Origin of the sequence: Exiguobacterium sp. U13-1, assembly GCF_001750115.1 — a bacterium.
GTDB classification, from domain to species: Bacteria; Bacillota; Bacilli; order Exiguobacteriales; family Exiguobacteriaceae; genus Exiguobacterium_A; species Exiguobacterium_A acetylicum.
The window spans coordinates 1,039,613-1,059,059 of record NZ_CP015731.1; the positions used below are offsets into that span (position 1 = coordinate 1,039,613).

Annotated in this window: 21 protein-coding genes and 1 pseudogene; 14 read left to right on the forward strand and 8 right to left on the reverse strand. The window is 44.5% G+C overall.

What is annotated here, in order from left to right; translation table 11 throughout:
• Nucleotides 1–66: 66 nt before the first annotated feature.
• On the reverse strand, nucleotides 67–933 hold the full coding sequence (locus ESP131_RS05310) for a YitT family protein (RefSeq protein WP_029340819.1): 867 nt from the start codon (nucleotides 931–933) through the stop codon (nucleotides 67–69).
• A gap of 137 nt (nucleotides 934–1,070) precedes the next feature.
• Between ESP131_RS05310 and ESP131_RS05315 the strand changes: the two genes are divergently transcribed.
• Both ESP131_RS05315 and ESP131_RS05320 read left to right on the forward strand, forming a co-directional pair.
• Nucleotides 1,071–1,673: a hypothetical protein gene (locus ESP131_RS05315; protein WP_029340820.1), complete on the forward strand. Its 603-nt coding sequence runs from the start codon at nucleotides 1,071–1,073 to the stop codon at nucleotides 1,671–1,673.
• Between the two features lie 183 nt (nucleotides 1,674–1,856).
• A complete protein-coding gene (locus ESP131_RS05320) occupies nucleotides 1,857–2,693 on the forward strand; it encodes a formate/nitrite transporter family protein (protein WP_069940324.1) in 837 nt (278 codons plus the stop codon).
• 55 nt (nucleotides 2,694–2,748) lie between these two features.
• Here the strand turns inward: ESP131_RS05320 and ESP131_RS16510 are convergent.
• Nucleotides 2,749–4,097, reverse strand: a pseudogene (locus ESP131_RS16510) (IS3 family transposase).
• A 73-nt stretch (nucleotides 4,098–4,170) separates the two neighbouring features.
• Entirely contained in the window at nucleotides 4,171–4,590 is a 420-nt protein-coding gene (locus ESP131_RS05335) for a YkvA family protein (protein WP_029340822.1), read from the reverse strand.
• Between the two features lie 98 nt (nucleotides 4,591–4,688).
• On the opposite strand from ESP131_RS05335, the gene ESP131_RS05340 reads away from it, so the two are divergent.
• Complete coding sequence (locus ESP131_RS05340) at nucleotides 4,689–5,912, forward strand: aminopeptidase (RefSeq protein WP_047395096.1); 1,224 nt, start codon at nucleotides 4,689–4,691, stop codon at nucleotides 5,910–5,912.
• 55 nt (nucleotides 5,913–5,967) lie between these two features.
• Here ESP131_RS05340 and murB read toward each other — a convergent pair whose 3' ends face one another.
• Entirely contained in the window at nucleotides 5,968–6,879 is a 912-nt protein-coding gene (murB, locus tag ESP131_RS05345) for a UDP-N-acetylmuramate dehydrogenase (protein WP_029340824.1), read from the reverse strand.
• Nucleotides 6,880–7,127: 248 nt separating this feature from the next.
• Here murB and ESP131_RS05350 point away from each other — a divergent pair, with 248 nt between their 5' ends.
• The 4 genes from ESP131_RS05350 (at nucleotide 7,128) to ESP131_RS05365 (ending at nucleotide 9,581) form a co-directional block, all read left to right on the forward strand.
• The gene (locus ESP131_RS05350; protein ID WP_047395100.1) at nucleotides 7,128–7,643 is read left to right on the forward strand and encodes a GNAT family N-acetyltransferase; all 516 of its coding nucleotides are present in this window, start codon (nucleotides 7,128–7,130) and stop codon (nucleotides 7,641–7,643) included.
• A 15-nt stretch (nucleotides 7,644–7,658) separates the two neighbouring features.
• Entirely contained in the window at nucleotides 7,659–8,144 is a 486-nt protein-coding gene (locus ESP131_RS05355) for a GNAT family N-acetyltransferase (protein ID WP_051656213.1), read from the forward strand.
• Between the two features lie 29 nt (nucleotides 8,145–8,173).
• Complete coding sequence (locus tag ESP131_RS05360; RefSeq protein WP_029340826.1) at nucleotides 8,174–8,533, forward strand: hypothetical protein; 360 nt, start codon at nucleotides 8,174–8,176, stop codon at nucleotides 8,531–8,533.
• 112 nt (nucleotides 8,534–8,645) lie between these two features.
• Nucleotides 8,646–9,581 (forward strand): hypothetical protein, encoded by a 936-nt coding sequence (locus ESP131_RS05365; protein ID WP_029340827.1) that lies wholly within the window; start codon nucleotides 8,646–8,648, stop codon nucleotides 9,579–9,581.
• On the opposite strand, the gene ESP131_RS05370 is transcribed toward ESP131_RS05365, so the two are convergent.
• Nucleotides 9,570–10,400: a GNAT family N-acetyltransferase gene (locus ESP131_RS05370; RefSeq protein ID WP_328286320.1), complete on the reverse strand. Its 831-nt coding sequence runs from the start codon at nucleotides 10,398–10,400 to the stop codon at nucleotides 9,570–9,572. The genes ESP131_RS05365 and ESP131_RS05370 overlap by 12 nt on opposite strands.
• 149 nt (nucleotides 10,401–10,549) lie before the next feature.
• On the opposite strand from ESP131_RS05370, the gene ESP131_RS05375 reads away from it, so the two are divergent.
• Nucleotides 10,550–10,813, forward strand: a complete 264-nt coding sequence (locus tag ESP131_RS05375; RefSeq protein ID WP_029340829.1) for a hypothetical protein — start codon at nucleotides 10,550–10,552, stop codon at nucleotides 10,811–10,813.
• 88 nt (nucleotides 10,814–10,901) lie between these two features.
• Here ESP131_RS05375 and ESP131_RS05380 read toward each other — a convergent pair whose 3' ends face one another.
• Complete coding sequence (locus ESP131_RS05380) at nucleotides 10,902–11,813, reverse strand: hypothetical protein (RefSeq protein ID WP_069940326.1); 912 nt, start codon at nucleotides 11,811–11,813, stop codon at nucleotides 10,902–10,904.
• A 144-nt stretch (nucleotides 11,814–11,957) separates the two neighbouring features.
• Between ESP131_RS05380 and nfsA the strand changes: the two genes are divergently transcribed.
• The 5 genes from nfsA (at nucleotide 11,958) to ESP131_RS05405 (ending at nucleotide 15,971) form a co-directional block, all read left to right on the forward strand.
• Nucleotides 11,958–12,704 carry an oxygen-insensitive NADPH nitroreductase gene (gene nfsA / locus ESP131_RS05385; RefSeq protein ID WP_029340831.1) on the forward strand — a complete coding sequence of 249 codons (747 nt, stop codon included), beginning with the start codon at nucleotides 11,958–11,960 and terminating at the stop codon, nucleotides 12,702–12,704.
• 15 nt (nucleotides 12,705–12,719) lie between these two features.
• Complete coding sequence (locus ESP131_RS05390) at nucleotides 12,720–13,958, forward strand: LCP family protein (protein ID WP_047395106.1); 1,239 nt, start codon at nucleotides 12,720–12,722, stop codon at nucleotides 13,956–13,958.
• A gap of 154 nt (nucleotides 13,959–14,112) precedes the next feature.
• Nucleotides 14,113–14,823 carry an NAD(P)H-binding protein gene (locus ESP131_RS05395; protein WP_023467211.1) on the forward strand — a complete coding sequence of 237 codons (711 nt, stop codon included), beginning with the start codon at nucleotides 14,113–14,115 and terminating at the stop codon, nucleotides 14,821–14,823.
• Nucleotides 14,824–14,970: 147 nt separating this feature from the next.
• Nucleotides 14,971–15,516 carry a TlpA family protein disulfide reductase gene (locus tag ESP131_RS05400; protein ID WP_029340834.1) on the forward strand — a complete coding sequence of 182 codons (546 nt, stop codon included), beginning with the start codon at nucleotides 14,971–14,973 and terminating at the stop codon, nucleotides 15,514–15,516.
• Between the two features lie 2 nt (nucleotides 15,517–15,518).
• Nucleotides 15,519–15,971 carry a hypothetical protein gene (locus ESP131_RS05405; protein WP_069940327.1) on the forward strand — a complete coding sequence of 151 codons (453 nt, stop codon included), beginning with the start codon at nucleotides 15,519–15,521 and terminating at the stop codon, nucleotides 15,969–15,971.
• 91 nt (nucleotides 15,972–16,062) lie between these two features.
• Here ESP131_RS05405 and ESP131_RS05410 read toward each other — a convergent pair whose 3' ends face one another.
• Nucleotides 16,063–16,272, reverse strand: coding sequence for a DUF3006 domain-containing protein (locus tag ESP131_RS05410; RefSeq protein ID WP_058703651.1), 210 nt, complete (start codon nucleotides 16,270–16,272; stop codon nucleotides 16,063–16,065).
• Between the two features lie 258 nt (nucleotides 16,273–16,530).
• The gene (gene nhaC / locus ESP131_RS05415; protein WP_069940328.1) at nucleotides 16,531–17,907 is read right to left on the reverse strand and encodes a Na+/H+ antiporter NhaC; all 1,377 of its coding nucleotides are present in this window, start codon (nucleotides 17,905–17,907) and stop codon (nucleotides 16,531–16,533) included.
• A 508-nt stretch (nucleotides 17,908–18,415) separates the two neighbouring features.
• Here nhaC and argC point away from each other — a divergent pair.
• The gene (gene argC, locus ESP131_RS05420) at nucleotides 18,416–19,447 is read left to right on the forward strand and encodes an N-acetyl-gamma-glutamyl-phosphate reductase (protein ID WP_069940329.1); all 1,032 of its coding nucleotides are present in this window, start codon (nucleotides 18,416–18,418) and stop codon (nucleotides 19,445–19,447) included.

Below are 19,447 nucleotides of genomic sequence, written 5' to 3' on the forward strand. Positions count from 1 at the left end.
AAGATGATGCAATACGAGAAGCTGTTTTAAGAAGATAAAAAAAGCACAGCTAAGCTGCGCTTGGTGTTAAAACGAATACGAATGTTCCTTGTAATTGCCGAAGACAGTGTGGATTTCCGAGAATGTAACGAATGCATTCGGTTCGACAGAAGAGACGATTTCTTGCAAACGGACGATTTCGTTATTTTGAACGACGACATAGACCATTTTTTTCGTTCGGTTGGAGTATCCCCCACGTGCATCGAGAATCGTGACGCCACGTCCGAGTTCTTTTGTGATGACTTCATTGATTTCATCTGCTTTCTCACAAATGATGATACATTGCTTAGAAGCAGAATAGAAGCTGTAAACCGTCTGAAGGGCTTTGGCGCGAACAAAGCTCATGATGAGAGCGTACATAACATGTTTAAGATCAAAGACCCACCATACTAGGATGTAGATGACAAGATCTTGCATCAGAAATATACGAGGAAGTGGCCAGTTATGAAAACGAGCAAAGAAAAACTTTCCGAGAATATCAAGCCCTCCAGTTGAAGCACCACCGAAGAAGATCAATGCCATTGCGAGACCAGAGACTAGACCAGCAAAGATGGAAGCGACGAGTGGATCGTTTAAAGATTCCGGAACGATTTGAGTCGGAATCCAGTCAATTAAAAAGGAAGAAGCAATGACGATAATTCCAGATAAGAACATGAATCGTTTGCGCAGGAAACGGAAACCTAAAAGGAAGAGGGGAATGTTTAAGAGCAACTGCGTTAATCCGATTGGCGTGTGGAAGAGCTCTTGAATAATGAGCGTGATCCCCATGATACCACCTGATCCGATATCATTTGGAGATAGTAGTAGGCTGATGTAAAGGGAATACAGCAACGTACCAATGATTAAGAAACTGATTTTTTCAACTCTCTTTTTCTGTGGGTGTGTTGTAGTCATGGCAATATGATGAGTGACCTCATGCTCCTCCTTCTGTGAGTATCTGCCTGCAAGAGTACGCTCATATGCATAAAATTTCAACCCTTCTTATGAAAAAAAGATGAAAAAGGGTACGTTTTTTTAGGAAGGTGATGAAAATGAAGAAAATGTTATGGATTCTTGGTTGTATCTGCTTAGGAATACTAGTTGGAATTCGTCTTTTTGAACAACCCAACGAAAAAAATCAATCATCCATTTGGCATGATGGTGATCTTGTAGCGAGACAAGTGGGGGCCTCGATGACGAATACGGTAGCGGTTCGTCAACTAGCCGAACAACTTCCGTTCTCATCAGAATTAAAACAGGTAGATGTTGAAGGAGAATCGTTACGTCTTGCCTATGAAGTGACAGGAAAAGAGCGACAAGCTTGGATCGGTACCGATACCGGGACACTACAAGTGAATCAGGATTTTTTAAAGGCTCGATTATCTAAAGTTCTGATGCATCATACGCTTGTTTTATTTTCAACGATTCCTGATTTAACTGACCTGGAAATTCACTACACGGATCCGTATTCAGGTGCAGATTTTACGATGGACCGGAAAACATTCGACGCCTATACTCCGACCGATATCGAACGAGCTACTTCGTCTTCTAGACGCTTTAATCGTGTCGTCATTGATGGCTATGTGCTTGATGAATCAAGACGAAATACTTTCTTTGAACGCTTCGCATCACGACTACGAATTCAAACTAATTAGTTGTATAAAGCAAGAAAAGGCATTTTTCACAATCTCGACACAATGATATCGTTTACATCTCGTTCTTTTATAAAAACGATAAAACAGGTCTATTCAATACTTGAACATCTTTTAAGATGGAAGTATGATAATAAATGAACAAACATTGTGAAGTGTTGAACAAAAGAAAGAGAGGTTTCTACGATGAACGAGGTAGAAGCATTAGAAGGATTACGGAATAAAGCAATCAAGTCGACGCGCATGCTACAAATGCGTCCTCTCGAGTACTTAGTTCGTGCCATGCTAGCGGGGATTTTCATTGGATTTGCAATTATTTTTACCTTAAAAGCAATTAACGGTTTATATATGGCGGAGTCACCTGTTGCGACACTTGTCGGTGGACTGACCTTCGGAGTGGCACTTGTCTTGATCGTTTACGGTGGGGCAGAGCTGTTCACAGGAAATACGATGTATTTCACGACGGCGACGATGCGCGGCTATACGACGAAGATGGATACGATGAAGGTCTGGTTAATCTGTCTAATCGGAAATGGACTTGGAGGATTAGCGTTTGCGCTACTCTTTTCCCAAACAGGAATCATACAAGAGCTTGGTATGAACAATTGGTTGTTTGCGGTATCGGAAACGAAAATTCATCATACGACGTGGGAAATTTTCACGCGGGCAATCTTCTGTAACTGGATGGTCTGTTTAGCGATTTTCATTCCAAAGAATATGAAGAATGAGTTGGCGCAAATCATGATGATGATGGTACTTGTTGCAGTATTCTTCGCATCGGGATTTGATCATGTCATCGCCAATATGGCATTGTTCTCTATTGCATTAGTCGTACCACACCCGGATACGATCACATTTGCAGGAGCGATGCACAATCTGTTACCGGCTTTAGCTGGTAACATCATTGGTGGAGCAGTCTTCATGGGAATGATTTATACGTGGTTGAATAAAGAAAAACTAGAGGTGGATGAATCACGTCAATCTACGGCACCGGTTCATATCGCTTCGAAGCAAAACGCATAAAAAAGGGCAGCTGTTGCGTGAACTGAACCAAAAAAGTTAGACAATAAATAATTTGTCAGGCGACCTTGAGGACCTGAGTCCGGTATTCCACCGGGCTCAGGCTTTTTAGTCGTCTCTTGATACGACGATGGTTATAGTACTCGATGTAACGCTCAAGCTCATATTTGAAGTGATCCATGTCATCAAACTCCTTGAGATACAGGAGCTCTGACTTGAGCACGGCGAAGAAGCTTTCGATGGCTGCGTTGTCGAGACAGTTGCCCTTACGGGACATACTTTGCGTAATGCCGTGCTCGTGGAGCGTACCAGTGAACGCTCTGTATTGATAATGCCACCCCTGATCGGAATGAAGGATTGGGCGCGCCTCTCCGTCGAGCTTCCCGATTGCCTGGTCCAACATTTCGCCAACGAATCGATATGTAGGTCGGTCCGATAGGGTATAGGCAATGATTTCACGGTTTCCCAAGTCCATCATCGGCGAGAGGTAGAGCTTCTCCCCGAACAGATGAAATTCAGTGACGTCAGTCACCTATTTCTGGTTCAGACCGGTGGCCTTGAAGTCACGTTGGAGAAGATTCGGTGCGACTTCTCCGACCCGTCCTTTATAGGAACGGTATCGCTTCATGCGGACGAGACACTTGAGACCGAGCTCGTTCATGAGACGGCGCACGGTCTTCGGATCGTGCCGGAAGCCTTGGCGTTCGAGAAGTGCGTGGATGCGACGATAGCCACATCGTCCCTCGTGTTCGTGGAAGAGGGTATGGATGGCCGACTTCACCTCCGCGTACTTGTCTTCGCCCGTCAGGCGCGTCCGCCAATAGTAGTAGACACTCCGAGCCATCTCGAGCACGCGGAGGAGTCCCGGGACGGGATAGACCGCCCGCAACTCATCGATTACTTGCGCCTTGATCCGGTTCGTCGCGCATTCTCTTCTTGAACCAAGGCTCTCAATTTTTTTAGCGCAGCGTTCTCCATCTCGAGATACTCGACCCGCTCCTTGAGCTTCTCGACTTCTGTCATCTCTTCAAAATCTTTCTTCTTGTGTCTCGCCATCGGGGCACGTCCTTTCGGTCTAGCGACCAGACCTGCGGTCCCTTCCCGTTCATACGTCGATCGCCAGTTCGAGATCATCCCCGGGGAGGAAATTCGATATTTTACGGCTGCCTCTATGTAGGACAGTCCGTTGGTCGCCATGTCGTTTAATACCTCCAGTTTAAATGCCGGCGAGTGTGTTGTATAGGAAGGATCGAAGATCGTCTCTCCCCAACGTTCATAAAGACGCGACCACTCACGGACTCGTTCAGGTCGTATCCCGAATTCCTCCGCCATAATCTGGTATCCGTCTCGTCCCGTCAGATAACGTTCAACAACCTTGATCTTAAATGCCTTCGTATATTTGACCATAAAAAATACCCCATAAAAGTTGGATTTTTATGTCCAACTTTTATGGGGCAGTTCATGCGACAGCTGCCTATTTTTATTCCATATGTTGAAAGCGATCGACGTCTGCTGCGAGTTCTTCATAGATCGTTTCGACGATTTGTGCGTCATCAAAGAGCCCGAGGACGTTATCGTCCGGTAAGGCGTCAACAGGAGACGTGAAGTACAGAACGGCCGTCAACAACAATTGTTCCTGTTCCGCATGCATTTCAAATTTTTTCTGATAGAGAGCACGAAGCATTTCAAGCAGTTGTTTTAATTGAAAATAAAGGACAAGTTCTGCCTCGCGTTCGATGTCCGAGCTTTCTGTAGACGCGATATCTTGCGTCAAGTGCGCAAGTCCGACTTCTGCTCGAACTAACAATTCTTGTTGTGCTTTTTCATCCCCAACGAGGTCGAGTGCCTGTCGGTGAAAATACGTATAAGCCGATTTAAAATCTCCGGGTGTAAATTCCATGGTGATGCCTCCTTCTATTCTCCTTCTAGTTTCGCCTTATTTCTTGCAAAATTGCAACTATTTCGTGAAAATAAAGATACAAGAAAGGGGATTACATAATGCCGACACAAGCAGAATTACAACAATACGCGTCTTTAGCCGTGCGTACTGGAATTAATCTACAACCAGGACAACAACTCGAGGTGCGTGCAGGAATCGAAAATTTGCCGCTCGTTCGTGAAATCACGCGTGTTGCCTACGAAGTAGGAGCTACGCAAGTATACGTACAATGGTCAGATGATGAGATGACGAAAATCCGTTATTTCGATGCACCGGAAGAGTCGTTTGATACGTTCCCGGATTGGTTAAAAGCACGTTACGACCAACTGGCAGAGGAAAAGACAGCGTTCTTATCGGTCGTCAGTGAAGATCCAGATTTATTGAATGGCGTTGATTCAAGTCGAATCGCACGTGCGAATAAAGCAGCCGGTGTCGCTCTCGCTAATTGGCGGAAGTTCGTCATGAGTGACAATGTCAGCTGGTGTGTCGTAGCAGCACCTTCTGAAAGCTGGGCGAAGAAAGTATTCCCTGATTCAAGTGAGCCAGTTGAAGAGCTCTGGTCAGCTATTTTAAAAGCAACACGTGCCGATCAAGCGGATCCGGTCACTGCATGGGCGGATCACGATCAAAATCTGCGTTCAAAAGCAAAATTCCTGACAGAGAAGAAATACAAAACATTGCACTACACAGCCCCAGGAACAGAATTATCAATCGAATTACCAGAACGTCACGTTTGGTTAGGTGGCGGTGGTCCGAATGCAGATGGTGTTGATTTCATCGCGAATCTGCCGACAGAAGAAGTGTTCACGTTACCGAAAAAGACAGGCGTCAACGGGCATGTCTCGAGCACAAAACCACTTAGCTATAGTGGGAACTTGATTGATGAGTTCACACTCTGGTTCGAGAACGGAAAAATCGTTAAAGCGGAAGCAAAACAGGGTCAAGAAGCATTAGATGACTTGATTTCACTTGATGAAGGTGCACGTTATCTCGGAGAAGTTGCGCTCGTACCACACCGTTCGCCGATTTCTGACTCGGGTATCCTATTCTATAATACATTGTTCGATGAAAATGCTTCATGCCACTTAGCGATTGGTCGTGCGTACTCGACATGTCTCGAAAATGGTCCAAGCCTTTCAGCAGAAGAACTAGAAGCACAGGGTGCAAACGACTCGATGACGCATGTCGACTTCATGATTGGATCCGCGGATCTATCGATTGAAGGAGAACTTGCAGACGGAACGCGTGAATCAGTCATGCGTGACGGAAACTGGTCGATCTAAACGAACAAAAAGGTGAGTCCGAATACGGAGCTCACCTTTTTCGTAAAATGATTGATTATGCTTCTTCACCGATGATTTTCACTTCTGTCTCAAGTAAGATACCGAATTTTTCTTGAACGGTTTCTTGGACATGACGAATGAGCGCGATATAGTCGGATGCTGATGCATTCTCGACGTTGACGATGAAGCCAGCGTGTTTCTTCGACACTTCAGCGCCACCGATGCGTGTTCCCTGTAAGTTGCTATCTTGAATCAGTTTCCCTGCAAAATAGCCTTCTGGACGTTTAAAGACGCTACCACAAGAAGGATATTCGAGTGGTTGTTTCGTTTCTCGCTTATGCGTCAAATCATCCATGACTTCCTTGATTAGTGCTGGGTCACCCTCTGTTAAGGCAAACCGACCTTCGAGGATGATATATTCTTTCTTCGAGAAGCAACTTGTCCGGTATCCCAGTTCGAGTTCATCATGCGAAATGTTTAACAGTTCTCCTTGTCGTGTCAATACAGTAGCGCTATGGAGACAATCCTTAACTTCACCACCGTATGCTCCCGCATTCATGATCAATGCGCCACCAATCGTTCCTGGAATCCCACAAGCGAATTCAAGACCGCTGAGCTGATGCGCGTAAGCTACACGTGAAGCTTCGATGATTGCTGCGCCACTTTGAGCGACGAGTTCATGTCCTTCGACCGAGATATCGGTTAACTTCTCAAAGGAGAGGACAATGCCGCGGATGCCACCATCACGAACGACAAGATTCGATCCGTTTCCAAGCAACGTCAAGGGAATACCTTGTTCGTGAGCATATCGGACGACAAAAGCCGTTTCTTCATAAGAAGTTGGGATGATGAATAAATCCGCGATTCCTCCCATTTTAGTATACGTATGATATTTTAACGGTTCATTGATTAGTACGGACTCTTTTGAAATGCCTTCATACAGTCCCGTCATTACTTGTTCAGTCATTATGGTCTCAGTCCTTTTCGTGAATTCCTACCCAGCGCTCATGCGCTCAAAATATATTTTAACATTAATCGTGCGGTCGTTGTTCAACATACTGTTCCCAAAATACCGACTTATGCCGGGAATTGCAAGCACTAGGGAGTGAATGTCATCGATTAGTAATGAAAAATGTCACAGGGAAAGCAGGATCAGGAAGAGGAATGAAGCGAAAAGAACTCGGGAAAAGAGAAGTATAGAAGGAGGCGATGACGATGGAAAGTGAACGTTTATGGATGCGACCGTTCGAAGAAGAGGATTTCAGTTTTTATAAGTCGCTTGTCCAAAATGAGCAAGTTATGCGTTATATCAATGGAGGTACGGCTCTGAGTGAAGATGAAGCACGAGAGTGGTTCGAACGGCAATTGGAGCGATACTCGGATGAACGACAAACTGGTTTTTTGCTGTTATTCAAAAAAGAAACGAATGAACCGATTGGTTTCGCTGGGTTATTGATGCAGGAAGTGGATGGAAAAGAAGAGTTAGAAGTCGGTTATTGGCTCGAACCGAAGCACTGGAAAGTCGGTTATGGTCGTGAAGCAGCGAAACAACTAATGATGGAGGGGTTCAATCGAGGGCATGATCGAATCATCTCAATCATTCATCCTGATAATCGTGCTTCGCAAAATGTTGCTCGTGCAAACGGGCTGAATTGGGAAAAAGATACGATTTTTAGAGGTATTCCCGTCACGATCTACGCAGGACAATTATCACGACTTTGTCGTAACTAAAGAGGAGAGCTTTTTATGTACGAATTTGAATTCAAGTCTTTTCATCACATGACACCTGATACCTTATATGCACTTTTAAAATTACGAACGGATATCTTCGTCGTTGAGCAGGAGTGTGCGTATCCGGAGCTAGATGATCAAGATCAACAAGCGACACACCTAATCGTACGGAGTGAGAGCGGTCAAATCGTCGGATGTCTTCGGATATACGATCATCCGACAAAAGGAATAGCGATTGGACGGGTAGCCGTTCACCATGCACACCGGTCGGTTGGGTTAGCAAGACAAATGATGGAGAAAGCGATGGTTCATTTGCAGAAAGAAGCTGCGATCTACTTACAGGCACAAGCACACCTAGAAGGGTTTTACGGGTCGTTTGGTTTCGAAACCGTATCCGAACCTTATTTAGAAGATGATATTCCACATGTGGACATGCAGTTTCACGTAAAGGATTCGAAAAAAGACTTCACGTCGACGATCGATGAACCGATGAATAAGTAGAATGAACTTTTCTCGGAGGTGGATCAGTCATGAAGAAAGTGCTGGTCATTTTCGCTCTTAGTCTAATCGGTATCCTATCTTTAGGAGTGGGTATTTCGTATGCTCAATTGCAGGGAAATTATCGTGACTCTGAAAAAGAATTGATGACGATTTTAGAGCGGCAACATGATTTGTCAGCTTCCTCCTTTCTTGAAGTACGCGCATCATTCTCTTTACGACATCGACAAATCATACACGTTCGACTTCGGGGTGAACCTGCCATCACATACGAGTTCATTCAACCAAAGGATGAAATCGAATATCTGGGGTCTGTCGGAACAAGTGTTGAAAAGACAGGAAAACAAGATGCCGTCTTTCGAAATACTCATCTAAAAGTCGGTAAAAAATAAAAAATGGAGAATCTTCCTGAAACGCCGGAAGATTCTCCATTTTTTACTTTCAAGACGATAGGATATTGCGTACACTACGAAGAGATACTGGAATGAGGAGGTCGAGGGAATCATGTGGAAACCCTTTATAAAAAATCAATCAATTGCACCGGCGTTACAAGCCTTCCGGGAGCTTGACATCGAAATGTTTCGGACACATGTTGCCCAACTGAACGATGCGGAACAACAGGCCTTACAATTCATTAAGCGTGCGCTAGAGCAGGATTCACCTGCTCATTTAAAAATAGCGCTCGAAATGAAACAACCACTCGTCGAGGTCGATCGTCTGTTTCAAACACTCGTCACTTGTCAAAATCGTCAGCAGTTACTCGAAATGTTGCTAGCATACGGTCTGGACGTCAATCAAGTCTATACACTTGAAGGGCATCGCTCGATCGTCCGCCAACCTCTTCACTTTCCGGTAGGTCTATATGCGGCGCGCCATTCAGAGTTATGGGCACTTGTTGCTGAAAAGCTGGACGTTACTTATACGATGCATCTTCAACGCAGTGATCAATTCATGGAGACGCATGAATTGAATCTGCTTGATCTCGTCTTATTGCTCGATATAGAAGAGGAGTTGACGATTCGAGTGCTTGATCAGCTGTGCGAATGCAAGGCGACCGTTGGACTTGCAGAACGATTACAACGTCCCGCTTCACCATTGTTGCTAAAGACGATTGAGGCGGATGCCTATTTGCCGACGTTTGTTTATGCTAAACATTATGTCCCGTTTTATGCGCTGATTGGACGACAAACCATACTGTTCCAATCTTTATTGAACCGCGTGATGCAAGCATCCATTGCGTCTGAAATTATTGAAGATGCCTTGCTTGCTTTTCATAATCACCAACCCGGACTTGCCTTGACATGGGGAGATGCCTATATCGAACAGTTATACGAGATGGGGCTAGTGCTTCGTAAAACGGGTCATGTTGATTTTCGGGAAATGGATGCGGAGTATGTGTTGCCTGAATACAAGGGAATCGTCAATCGCCTAAATGATTAATGGAGGTGGATCCGTACTGAACGTATGCCAATGAGAGGTTAACTGGATATCGCAAAACATCGAGGGGTGATACAGGCGTAGTACATCTTGTTGTGTGGATAGAAAAGATACTTCAAACGTTTGGATGTTTGCGCGTCGTAATTTTTCTTGAAATGTATGAAGGATACGGCTACCGTATCCTTGACGTCTCAGCTCAGGTAGGCACGTAATTTCAAGAAGACGGATATTTTGTCCCTGCTTTTGAAATAATAGTGTACCGACAATCAGTTGCTTATCATAGACTAGGTAAGGAATCGCTTTTCGGTGAATCAACTTGTCTAAATCAGATACCTGATAAGGAAAAAAGTGATGTGTTCCTCGAATGGCATCGTTACGAAGTGCGAGATAAGTATCTTGATTCTGTGCATGAACAGCTTTCAAACGCAGCGTAGCAGGCTGTCCTTCTGAGAGTCCAATTAAACGAAACTGTTCGGCATATAAACTATAACCAAGCTCTTTCCAAATCGAAGTTAGAGAAAGATCATGCGGCGGGGACACTTGTACATGAATATGCCGACATCCTTGTCGAACGGCATGTAAGTGTAGCAAAATAGCCAGACGACGAAAGGCTTTGATATCGTGAAAGGCACCGTTTATAAAGTGAACGATGTCATGCACGACATGATATCCAAGCGTCGCTTTCACCTGACCGGATTCGAGGTAGACCCATTGACAATCTTCAAGCGGCTGAAAAAATGAAAAATCAGATGCCTTTTGATGGTGCTGTAGAAGTTGATGGACGTGTCGCCTTTGAACATGAGACAATTGATTGTAATACACAATAGGCAAATTAAGTTCCTCCTTTAGCAAAGTGAAGTTGAAAATATCTTGCTTTTATATTACAGGAAATAAAAGGTATTTATATCTTCTATTTCAAACAAAAAGTAGATGGATTCCTGAAGATAAGAAAGAATCGAGGCAAAATTATCATGAAGTATCTCTGGATCGTCATCGGTTTATCGGGCTGGTTACTCAGCGCGGATACATTGGTAGCCGAAGCACGTGATTACGATGAACCGGGTGTAAGCAGTTCGACGACATATGGCAATTATGGCGCGGAGGATCATATCATCGTTGATCGGAAGGAACCGATTTATGAAGGATTCGATTCACCGAACGACATGGCATTTCTATTCGCTTGTATTGCACTACTCGCAACAGTCGGACTTGGCATCGTCAATGCCTCCGATTGAAATGAATCTGACTAATAAAAGGCAAGTGACGATGGATTCGTCACTTGCCTTTTATTGTCTACTACGTGTGAACAAGAAGAATCTACTCTTAGAAATGAATTCGTTTTTTTCGACCAACGCGTGCCATTCGTTCGTGTTCTTGTTCGAGTCCAGCGCGTTCGAGGAGATCAAGGTAATAGCGAAACGGAGTCGAGCGATGCGAAAAATATGGGATATATTCTGTGAACAGCATCGTTTCCGCTCGTTCTAACGCGCGTAGGGAAATGAGGGAATGTAGCTCTGCGAAACGAATTTCTTGATAGGTGGATAAAGCGTCCGCATCAATCCGAACATGCGATTGTAGTTTTTTTGCATGCGCATTCAAGCAATGGATGTATGCTTCTTGATGTTCTGGTTTCTCGCAATGAGCAAGTACGGCAAGCAAAAGATCACTGCGCTCAGTATCGACGTCCATCGGAACCTTCAACGCTGTATAGAGGGCGCGTTCCATCCATTCGACACCATGACTATCATTTTTATAATAGCCGACTAATTCTTGAAAAAAGTCGACTTGCGAGACTTTCAATAATCGAAACGGATCATTACTTAAAAATAAAGGTTCTTCCCCGGCAGCCGACGAAAGAAGAAAGAAAAATTCCTCAAAGGCAATCCGGGTTCCGTTTTTACGATGAGCATAATGGCGTAAATGCTTCAACAGACGTTTTGCGGTGATATACCAATTCTTTTGTTCGCGAAGCGGTACGATCGGATTCGGCTCAAGGTACTGGAGATCGTATGCTAATTGAATAAACCGTTCCGTCTGAGCAATCGTCTGTTCGACGGTCGGTTGTTCCTGTTCTTTTTGCAAATCCTTATACTTCATGAACTGTGTCAACATGGCGTCAAACTCTTTCTCTTCGATGACTTGTCTCGGGAGTTGACGATAGATTTCGACGATGATATCGCGAAGGGTCGTATCGCCATATTGTTCTAGTAAGAGTCGCAGTTTCCGTATTCTCATGATCGCCCTCCTTCGCAAGAAAAGCACAGTACAACACTATTCATTTCCCGCTTTTTTCATAAACCGAACCTCTTCATTTGCGCTTTTTAGTCAGAGACGACTATCTTAAATAAGAAGACTCATTACAGAAGGGGACGATTACACATGAATGAAACCATTGAACATTTACTCAACCACCGGTCAATCCGGAAATTCAAACAACATCAATTAGACGAAGAGACGATTGAAGCACTCATAAAAGCCGCACAGGCTGCCTCGACATCTTCTTATCAGCAAGCTTATGCCATTATCGGTGTCGAAGACGAAGGATTGAAGCGACAATTAGTTGACGTTGCAAGTGGTCAACAATATGTGGCAGAAAACAGTTACTTCTTTGTCTTTTGTATGGATTACCACAAACATACGTTAGCGGCAGAACTAGCAGGAGGCGACGTTAGCCGGACGATCGAGACGACAGAAGCGCTTGTTGTAGGGGCTGTCGATGCGGGACTCGCTGCTCAAAATTTAGTCGTAGCTGCCGAGTCGCTCGGCTACGGAACGGTCTACATCGGTTCACTACGAAATGATGCCCGTCGTGTCAGCGAACTCTTACAACTTCCAGATCACGTCGTACCATTATTTGGAGTCGCGGTCGGTCTTCCGGATCAACAACCCGGTAAAAAACCCCGCCTTCCGATGGATGCGGTCTTCCACCGGAATACGTATACTGATGACGATACGATGCGTGAGTTACTGACAGGATACGAAGAGTCAACGTCATCGTATTACGGAGAACGGACCGGTGGTCAACGGACAGAAGGGTGGGTCAAACAGATGGCTGCCTCGATGCACGAACCGAAACGGACGTATCTCCGCGAATTCTTGAAAGAGAAACAGATCGCAAAAGATTGATACGGAGGTATCTGAATGGCAGAACATCAACCACACCGCTCTCGCTTGGAGCGACGACGTATGCAGTTAGAAGAGCAAGCTAGACAAGAAGAGCAGGCTAGGCGAGAAGAAGCTTTTTCGAAAGCATACGCGCCGGACGAATCATTTTCTCAAGAATCCTTTGAGAAGCAGCAAGAACCGGCTACGTATCATCGATATGTCGAAGAGCAACCGCGAGATCGAAAAAGTACATCGCGTCGTTCCGGGAGCGGCATGCTTAAACAGGTCGCACAGATGATCGGGGGTGCCGGATCACGGTTGTTTGCTAATCGGGATCGCTCGAGACGCTCGAGGAAGGCGGGGCGATCAGAGCAATCGGTACAGCAGACTCCTGACGTTTCTTCACGAGAAGCTCATCCTAAAAAAATCAAGAAAAAACATCGTGTTAAACGAAAGCTTCTTGGACTATTTTTATTGTTGCTCATCGCATTCGTTCTTTTTGCCTCACAACCGTTCACGTTCTTATTGATCGGAAGTGATGCACGACCTGGAGAATCGTTGCGAGGATCACGTTCGGACTCTCTGTCGGTCATGCAATTCGTTCCACTTTCTCGAACGATTCAGTTGACGTCGATTCCTCGAGACACGTATACACCGATTTCCTGTGAGAATGGAAAGAAGGATAAAATCACACATGCCTTTGCCTTCGGTGGAGAAGAATGTACGCAAGATGCTGTTTCGGGTCTACTCGATGAAGAAATCGATGGAAAAATTGTCATCTCCTTCGATAGTTTCATCGGATTAGTGGATCAAATCGGCGGAATTGACCTGGTCTCGACAGGAACGTTCTCCGAGCAGGATGCGAGTGGGAAAGCAAATCAGTATTCATTCCAAAAAGGGAAGGAATACCATATGGATGGTGCGATGGCACTTGCCTATTCGAGACATCGAAAAACGGATAATGACGGAGCGCGCGCGAATCGTCAGTCGGAAGTCATCCAAGCCGTCGCGACACATTTGATGAAGCCGACTGGATGGTCGAAAATTCCAGCAGCGCATACGTATATGAAAGAAGAGATGAACCTTGATTTAAGTGTCCGCGAGATGGCGACGGCAGGTTTATCGATTGCCTTGATGTCAGAACGAAAACATTATGAAATCGAAGCCGTCAGCCAACGACTGAACGGGATTTTCTATGATTTACCAAATGAGAAGGCACTGCAAGAATTACGTGATCAGCTTGATACGACGTTTTATGGCACATTGAAGAACTAAGGGGGAGGGGTTTCCTTCCGGTCATTGCGGGTATAAATTGATGTACGTTGCTCCTTTGGTGGATTGTTTTAGGTTATCTCTGAAATGATGATTTTGGACATGATATCATGACATTCCACGAAGGTGACTAACTTATCGAGGAGGGACCCCCCATATGAAAGTACTAGTCGTAGGTGCATCCGGTACGATTGGAGCGCGCGTCGTCAAATCGCTTGCCAAGGGTCATCAGGTCACGGTCATCGTTCGTCATGAACATCTGGTGGAACGATTCGAAAAACTCGGTGTCAAGGCGCATTACGTCGATATCGAAACAGAACTCGAAAAAGTCATTGAGCACGGAGTCGCAGGGCAGGATGCAGTCATTTGTGCGGCTACCGCAGGAGTAGACGGCGAAGCAACCGAAATAGAACTGCTGGATCGAACAGTCGCTTTGAAAACAATTGATGCAGCTAAAAAGGCACGCGTACGTCATTTCGTTCTACTGAGCGCTTATGGTGCAGATCGCCCCGAGCAATTCAAGAAAGATGTCTATCCGTTCTATGCTGCTAAGAATGCAGCAGAGGAGCAGATTGAACATAGTGGTTTGACGTATACGATCATTTGTCCGGTTGCCATCACAACAGGTGAAGGGCGTGGCTTGATTGAAGCCGATGAAGATTTGAAGGACACGAAGGACGCGACGATTTCGGAAACGGATGTCGCATCGATTCTCGTTGCTTCTGTCGATAATCGATCAGTATTCAATCGACGTCTAGAAGTCAAGGAAGGGAAGACCTCCTTGAATGAGGCCCTAGGGGGAGCGGAAGCTGTCGGTAGCGTTAAAGATAACCGTCAAGTCAAAAAACAATTACCACGTTTTAACTAACTGTTTGTCTCGTTAAAATGTGAATTCTCTAAAATGAAGCGAACTCTTTCTGCATATAAGGCGGAAGAGTTCGCTTTTTTGTTGATAAAAGTAGATAGTCGAAAAGAGGAAGTCTGCTACACTGAACAAAGAAGGAGGGGGTTAGATGTGAAAAAACCGTTGATCTATCTGATCCTAGCGATTGCTATTATCGGCATTGCCTATCAAAGTTATCAAACATATGATGCGAAACAAAAAAAAGTGGAGCAACAACAAAAACAAGTATCACAAGGTGGTCTTGAAGTCGGGATGAAAGCCCCGAATCTATCCTTACGTCAAGAAGGAAAAACCATCAATCTAGACGAAATCAATCATGATGTCTTTGTCATTAATTTTTGGGCAACATGGTGTCCGCCTTGTAAACAAGAGATTCCAGAACTAAATGCCTTTGCAAGACACACAGATGTACCGGTTTACGGGATCAATGTCACGACTTCAGAGCGACGTGTTTCGGATGTTGCTGATTTTCTGAAGAAAACGCCTGTTGAATATCCTGTATTATATGATCGACAAGGAACATCAGAGGATGCCTATCGCCTCGTAGCAATGCCAGCTACTTATGTATTAGACCGCCAAGGGACGATTCTTGCAAAACACGTCGGTCCTGTGACGGAACAGATGTTAAAAGAGATGGTGAAACGAACAGGAGGATGACTATGGAACTCCTATGCGACAACTGCTCCTTTCAACAAACATTTCAACTCGGTCAACTGGATGGCTGGCCATCGTTTCCTGCTGTTTTGACGCAAGGGGTCGAAGCATTCATGACAGGACTTCCGCTTTGGTTCGTACCGTCGATGCATGAACCGATTTTACAGCGGGCATATGTAGACGACTGGAATCGTTTTCGATTAATCCAGCATTATCAGTTGCATCAAGAACAATTAGCAGATGAGTGGGTACCACATCAATTGGATTTATATCATTGTCCGACCTGTCACCGATTTTCGAATCGATTTTGGTGTGCTCTATTTTTGCAACTAGATGTCGTTCAACCACTTTACGAATGCCCACATGATCAGACGGAACTTGAACGAATCGAAATATCCGATATTGATCAGTTTCCCTGTCCATCGTGTGATGGTCACTCCCTATATGTGCGTAGATAAAGCGAAAAAGCCATTCATTTCATGAAAGACTGATGAGAGAAATTCTTTCTCCATAGTCAATGCATGATACGGAATGGCTTTTTATCGATCATCAACCCATTTGCCGAAACGAAAATGTTTGAAAGGAAGAGGATGATGAATTACTGACATCTAACGTATAGGTTGTACCGTCAAAGATAATCGTATCGCCTAACCTTGCTTCAGGTGGTAAATAACGTCGTGGAATGAAACTTGAACCATTTTCCCATAGTAGGACAGCATATTTGCCGTCAAGTCGCTCCAGCGTACCACGTTTGATCATATTAACTCCTCCCACAATTACATCGAAGTCATTCCTCGGTCGATCAGGAATGTACTCTCTCTCTATCATTCTCTGTAATTTTTATTCTTATGTTTGGTATATTCCCAGTTCATTTCATCTTTACACATGATTCTTAAAAAAAACGCGATTCCAAGCCGTTTTCGTCTTAAATCTGACGTATTTAACAGGAAATAAAGGAGATAGTGGTCAGAAAAAAAGACCCGATAGGACATATCGGATCTTTAATATGAAATAGACTCAAGAGGCGAGAGACTGTTTTGTTTCGATTTTCGTCGGACGGAGAAATGCGAGTAAGAACGTAAACAATGGTGAAAGGAGTAAAAAGAATGCGAACGGAACGTATGCTGTTACTGGGACACCGAGTGTCGAAGCAAAGAATGCCCCAGAAACACCCCATGGAATGAGTGGATTGACGAGTGTTCCTCCATCCTCGAGTGAACGAGAGAGGAATCGCGGATCAATCTGACGCTCTTCAAAGATTTTCTTAAATGCTTGACCCGGAAGCAAGATGGACAAGTATTGTTCCCCAGCCATCAAGTTAACACCGATCGACGATAAGGCGACGGATGAAATGATGTTACCATCACGTTTTAGTTTAGAAACGGTCCGTTCAATGACCACGTCAATGACACCGATACCACGTAAGACGCCACCGAAGGCGAGTGCGAGCATAACGAGCGACACCGACCACATCATGGATTGCAATCCACCTTTACTAATGATGGATGTAACCGTCTCACTGGAAGATTCTAGTTTTAATCCGTTCTGAATGACTGCCATCCAGTTCGAGATATTCCAGTTTCCTTGTACAAGACCTGTTAACAACAATCCACTTAAAACACCAGCAACAAGTGTTGGGATGACCGGCATCTTACGTAATGCTAACACCATGACAAGCAACGGTGAAAGCAATGTCCAAGGTGACAAGTCAAATAAACGAGCTAACTCTTGTTGTGTCGTTTGAACAGCAGACGAATCGACATTTCCACTACTACGTCCGAAGATGAAGAACAAGATGAACGTGATCGTGATAGCGGGAATCGTTGTTCCCATCATGAAACGAATATGATCGAACACAGACACATTGACGATTCCTGGAGCGAAATTCGTCGTATCTGATAAAGGTGACATCTTATCTCCGAAACAGGCACCGCTGATGATGGCACCTGCTGCAAGTGCTGGATTAACGCCTAGTGCGATTGCGATTCCCATCAAGGCAACACCAACCGTACCAATCGTCGTAAAGGAGCTACCTGTAAAGGTCGAGACGACCATCGCAATCAAAAGAGCGCTCGGTGCGAACCAAGTCGCTGAAAGTGTAGATAAACCAAAATGGAGAAGGGTCGGCACTGCGCCACTCATCATCCAGACCGCAATTGTCATACCGACGAGCAACATGATCAAGATCGGTTTAATTGCTTCCCGAATACCTTGAATCATGTGGTGTTCGACGTCCTCGAACTTAAAACCGCGGTAAACGGCATATCCTGAGACGAAAATAAGACTAGATAAGATGGCAAGATGCGGTTCGGCTTTAGCACCGAATAACGCGGACAATAAGATGATGATACTGATTCCTAGGATAGCTGCGGATTCACGGAATGACATGCGCATGCTTCCACCTCCTTAATATGAATATGAAAGTATGTTAACTCTCTGTTACTAACACGCTTTTATGCACAAAAGCATTGAACAAACGTAATATTAACGAATATTCTGGATGGCGTCAACCATAAGAGTTTCTATGAAAAATATAAAAAAACAAAAATGTGACGATTTTTTGTCGTAAACGCTTTCTTTTTTAGTTCAAATCTTGCACAATAAGAAGTATCAAATGACATTTTTGTGAACGATGAGGAGGATACATATGTTTACATTGATTTTTGTAGTAGTCGTCGCGATCATGGGTGCAGGCGTATTTGGGATTGATCATCTCGTAGCGCAACGTGCGGAAAAGCGTTAAGTAGATGCGTGTAAAAGAAGCGTTGAAGGGACTGTCTTATAGAAGACAATCGCTTCAACGCTTCTTTTTTTGTATAAAAACTAATAAAAATTCAATTGACAGTATAAATATACATATGTTTAAATCGGTATAACATTCTTTGAAGGGGAGCGTACTGATATGAAATGTACCATCATCGGAGCAACAGGATACACCGGAATTGAACTGATTCGCCTACTAGAATCACATCCTTCATTTGAGATCATCTGTTTGATGAGTGACTCGATGGCGGGGGAATCCATGCATGACGTATTCCCATTCATGAATAAAAAAACATATTCTTCGTTATCTTCCTTTTCGGTCGAGCATTTGATGGAAACCGAGACGGACATGGTGTTCTTAGCGACACCGAGTGGGATTTCGAAGCATTACTTAGAGCAACTTCAAAATTGGTCCGGTTACGTCATTGATTTGAGTGGCGATTTGAGACTTCCATCTGAAGCATATGCAACGTGGTATGACAAGGAACCAATTGATCTCCAGTTACAACAAAGAGCAACTTATGGATTGCCAGAATGGAATCGTCAAGCTGTTACATCGAGCAAATGGATTGCGAATCCGGGCTGTTACGCGACAGCAGTTTTGCTTGGACTAACACCATTCTTAAAAGAGAAAAAAATCGATCCATCTCAAATCATCATTCAAGCTGCTTCTGGTCTGACGGGGGCCGGCAAAACGTTAACGGCACAGACGCATCATGTTCATTCCAGCGAAAACGTTCGCTTGTATAAAGTGAATCAGCATCAGCATATTCCGGAAATTGAGCAGGCGCTTTTCGAATGGACCGGATCATCGGATCCGATCACGTTCTCGACCCAACTACTACCGATCAATCGAGGCATCATGGCGATTATGACGGTTCAGCCGTTGATCGATTTATCGGAAACGGAGTGGCGATCTTGGTTGACTGACCAGTATGCAACGGAACCATTCGTCCGAATTCAACAGGCTGATCCGGAAATCAAATCCGTCGTCGGGAGTAATCACTGTGATTTAACCGTTTATAAGGATGAACGGACAGGGCGAGTGACCATCGTTTCAGTCATCGATAACATGCAAAAAGGAGCTGCCGGACAAGCTGTTCAAAATGCCAACATTCTAGCTGGTTTTGATGAGACATCCGGTTTAACGCAACAGCCGATCTACATTTAA

Excerpts from the sequence above, each read along its gene's own strand:
- ESP131_RS05310 (WP_029340819.1), bottom strand. The coding sequence starts at position 933 with ATGACTACAACACACCCACAGAAAAAGAGAGTTGAAAAAATCAGTTTC.
- ESP131_RS05315 (WP_029340820.1), top strand. The coding sequence starts at position 1,071 with ATGAAGAAAATGTTATGGATTCTTGGTTGTATCTGCTTAGGAATACTA.
- ESP131_RS05320 (WP_069940324.1), top strand. The coding sequence starts at position 1,857 with ATGAACGAGGTAGAAGCATTAGAAGGATTACGGAATAAAGCAATCAAG.
- ESP131_RS05335 (WP_029340822.1), bottom strand. The coding sequence starts at position 4,590 with ATGGAATTTACACCCGGAGATTTTAAATCGGCTTATACGTATTTTCAC.
- ESP131_RS05340 (WP_047395096.1), top strand. The coding sequence starts at position 4,689 with ATGCCGACACAAGCAGAATTACAACAATACGCGTCTTTAGCCGTGCGT.
- murB (WP_029340824.1), bottom strand. The coding sequence starts at position 6,879 with ATGACTGAACAAGTAATGACGGGACTGTATGAAGGCATTTCAAAAGAG.
- ESP131_RS05350 (WP_047395100.1), top strand. The coding sequence starts at position 7,128 with ATGGAAAGTGAACGTTTATGGATGCGACCGTTCGAAGAAGAGGATTTC.
- ESP131_RS05355 (WP_051656213.1), top strand. The coding sequence starts at position 7,659 with ATGTACGAATTTGAATTCAAGTCTTTTCATCACATGACACCTGATACC.
- ESP131_RS05360 (WP_029340826.1), top strand. The coding sequence starts at position 8,174 with ATGAAGAAAGTGCTGGTCATTTTCGCTCTTAGTCTAATCGGTATCCTA.
- ESP131_RS05365 (WP_029340827.1), top strand. The coding sequence starts at position 8,646 with ATGTGGAAACCCTTTATAAAAAATCAATCAATTGCACCGGCGTTACAA.
- ESP131_RS05375 (WP_029340829.1), top strand. The coding sequence starts at position 10,550 with ATGAAGTATCTCTGGATCGTCATCGGTTTATCGGGCTGGTTACTCAGC.
- ESP131_RS05380 (WP_069940326.1), bottom strand. The coding sequence starts at position 11,813 with ATGAGAATACGGAAACTGCGACTCTTACTAGAACAATATGGCGATACG.
- nfsA (WP_029340831.1), top strand. The coding sequence starts at position 11,958 with ATGAATGAAACCATTGAACATTTACTCAACCACCGGTCAATCCGGAAA.
- ESP131_RS05390 (WP_047395106.1), top strand. The coding sequence starts at position 12,720 with ATGGCAGAACATCAACCACACCGCTCTCGCTTGGAGCGACGACGTATG.
- ESP131_RS05395 (WP_023467211.1), top strand. The coding sequence starts at position 14,113 with ATGAAAGTACTAGTCGTAGGTGCATCCGGTACGATTGGAGCGCGCGTC.
- ESP131_RS05405 (WP_069940327.1), top strand. The coding sequence starts at position 15,519 with ATGGAACTCCTATGCGACAACTGCTCCTTTCAACAAACATTTCAACTC.
- ESP131_RS05410 (WP_058703651.1), bottom strand. The coding sequence starts at position 16,272 with ATGATCAAACGTGGTACGCTGGAGCGACTTGACGGCAAATATGCTGTC.
- nhaC (WP_069940328.1), bottom strand. The coding sequence starts at position 17,907 with ATGCGCATGTCATTCCGTGAATCCGCAGCTATCCTAGGAATCAGTATC.
- argC (WP_069940329.1), top strand. The coding sequence starts at position 18,416 with ATGAAATGTACCATCATCGGAGCAACAGGATACACCGGAATTGAACTG.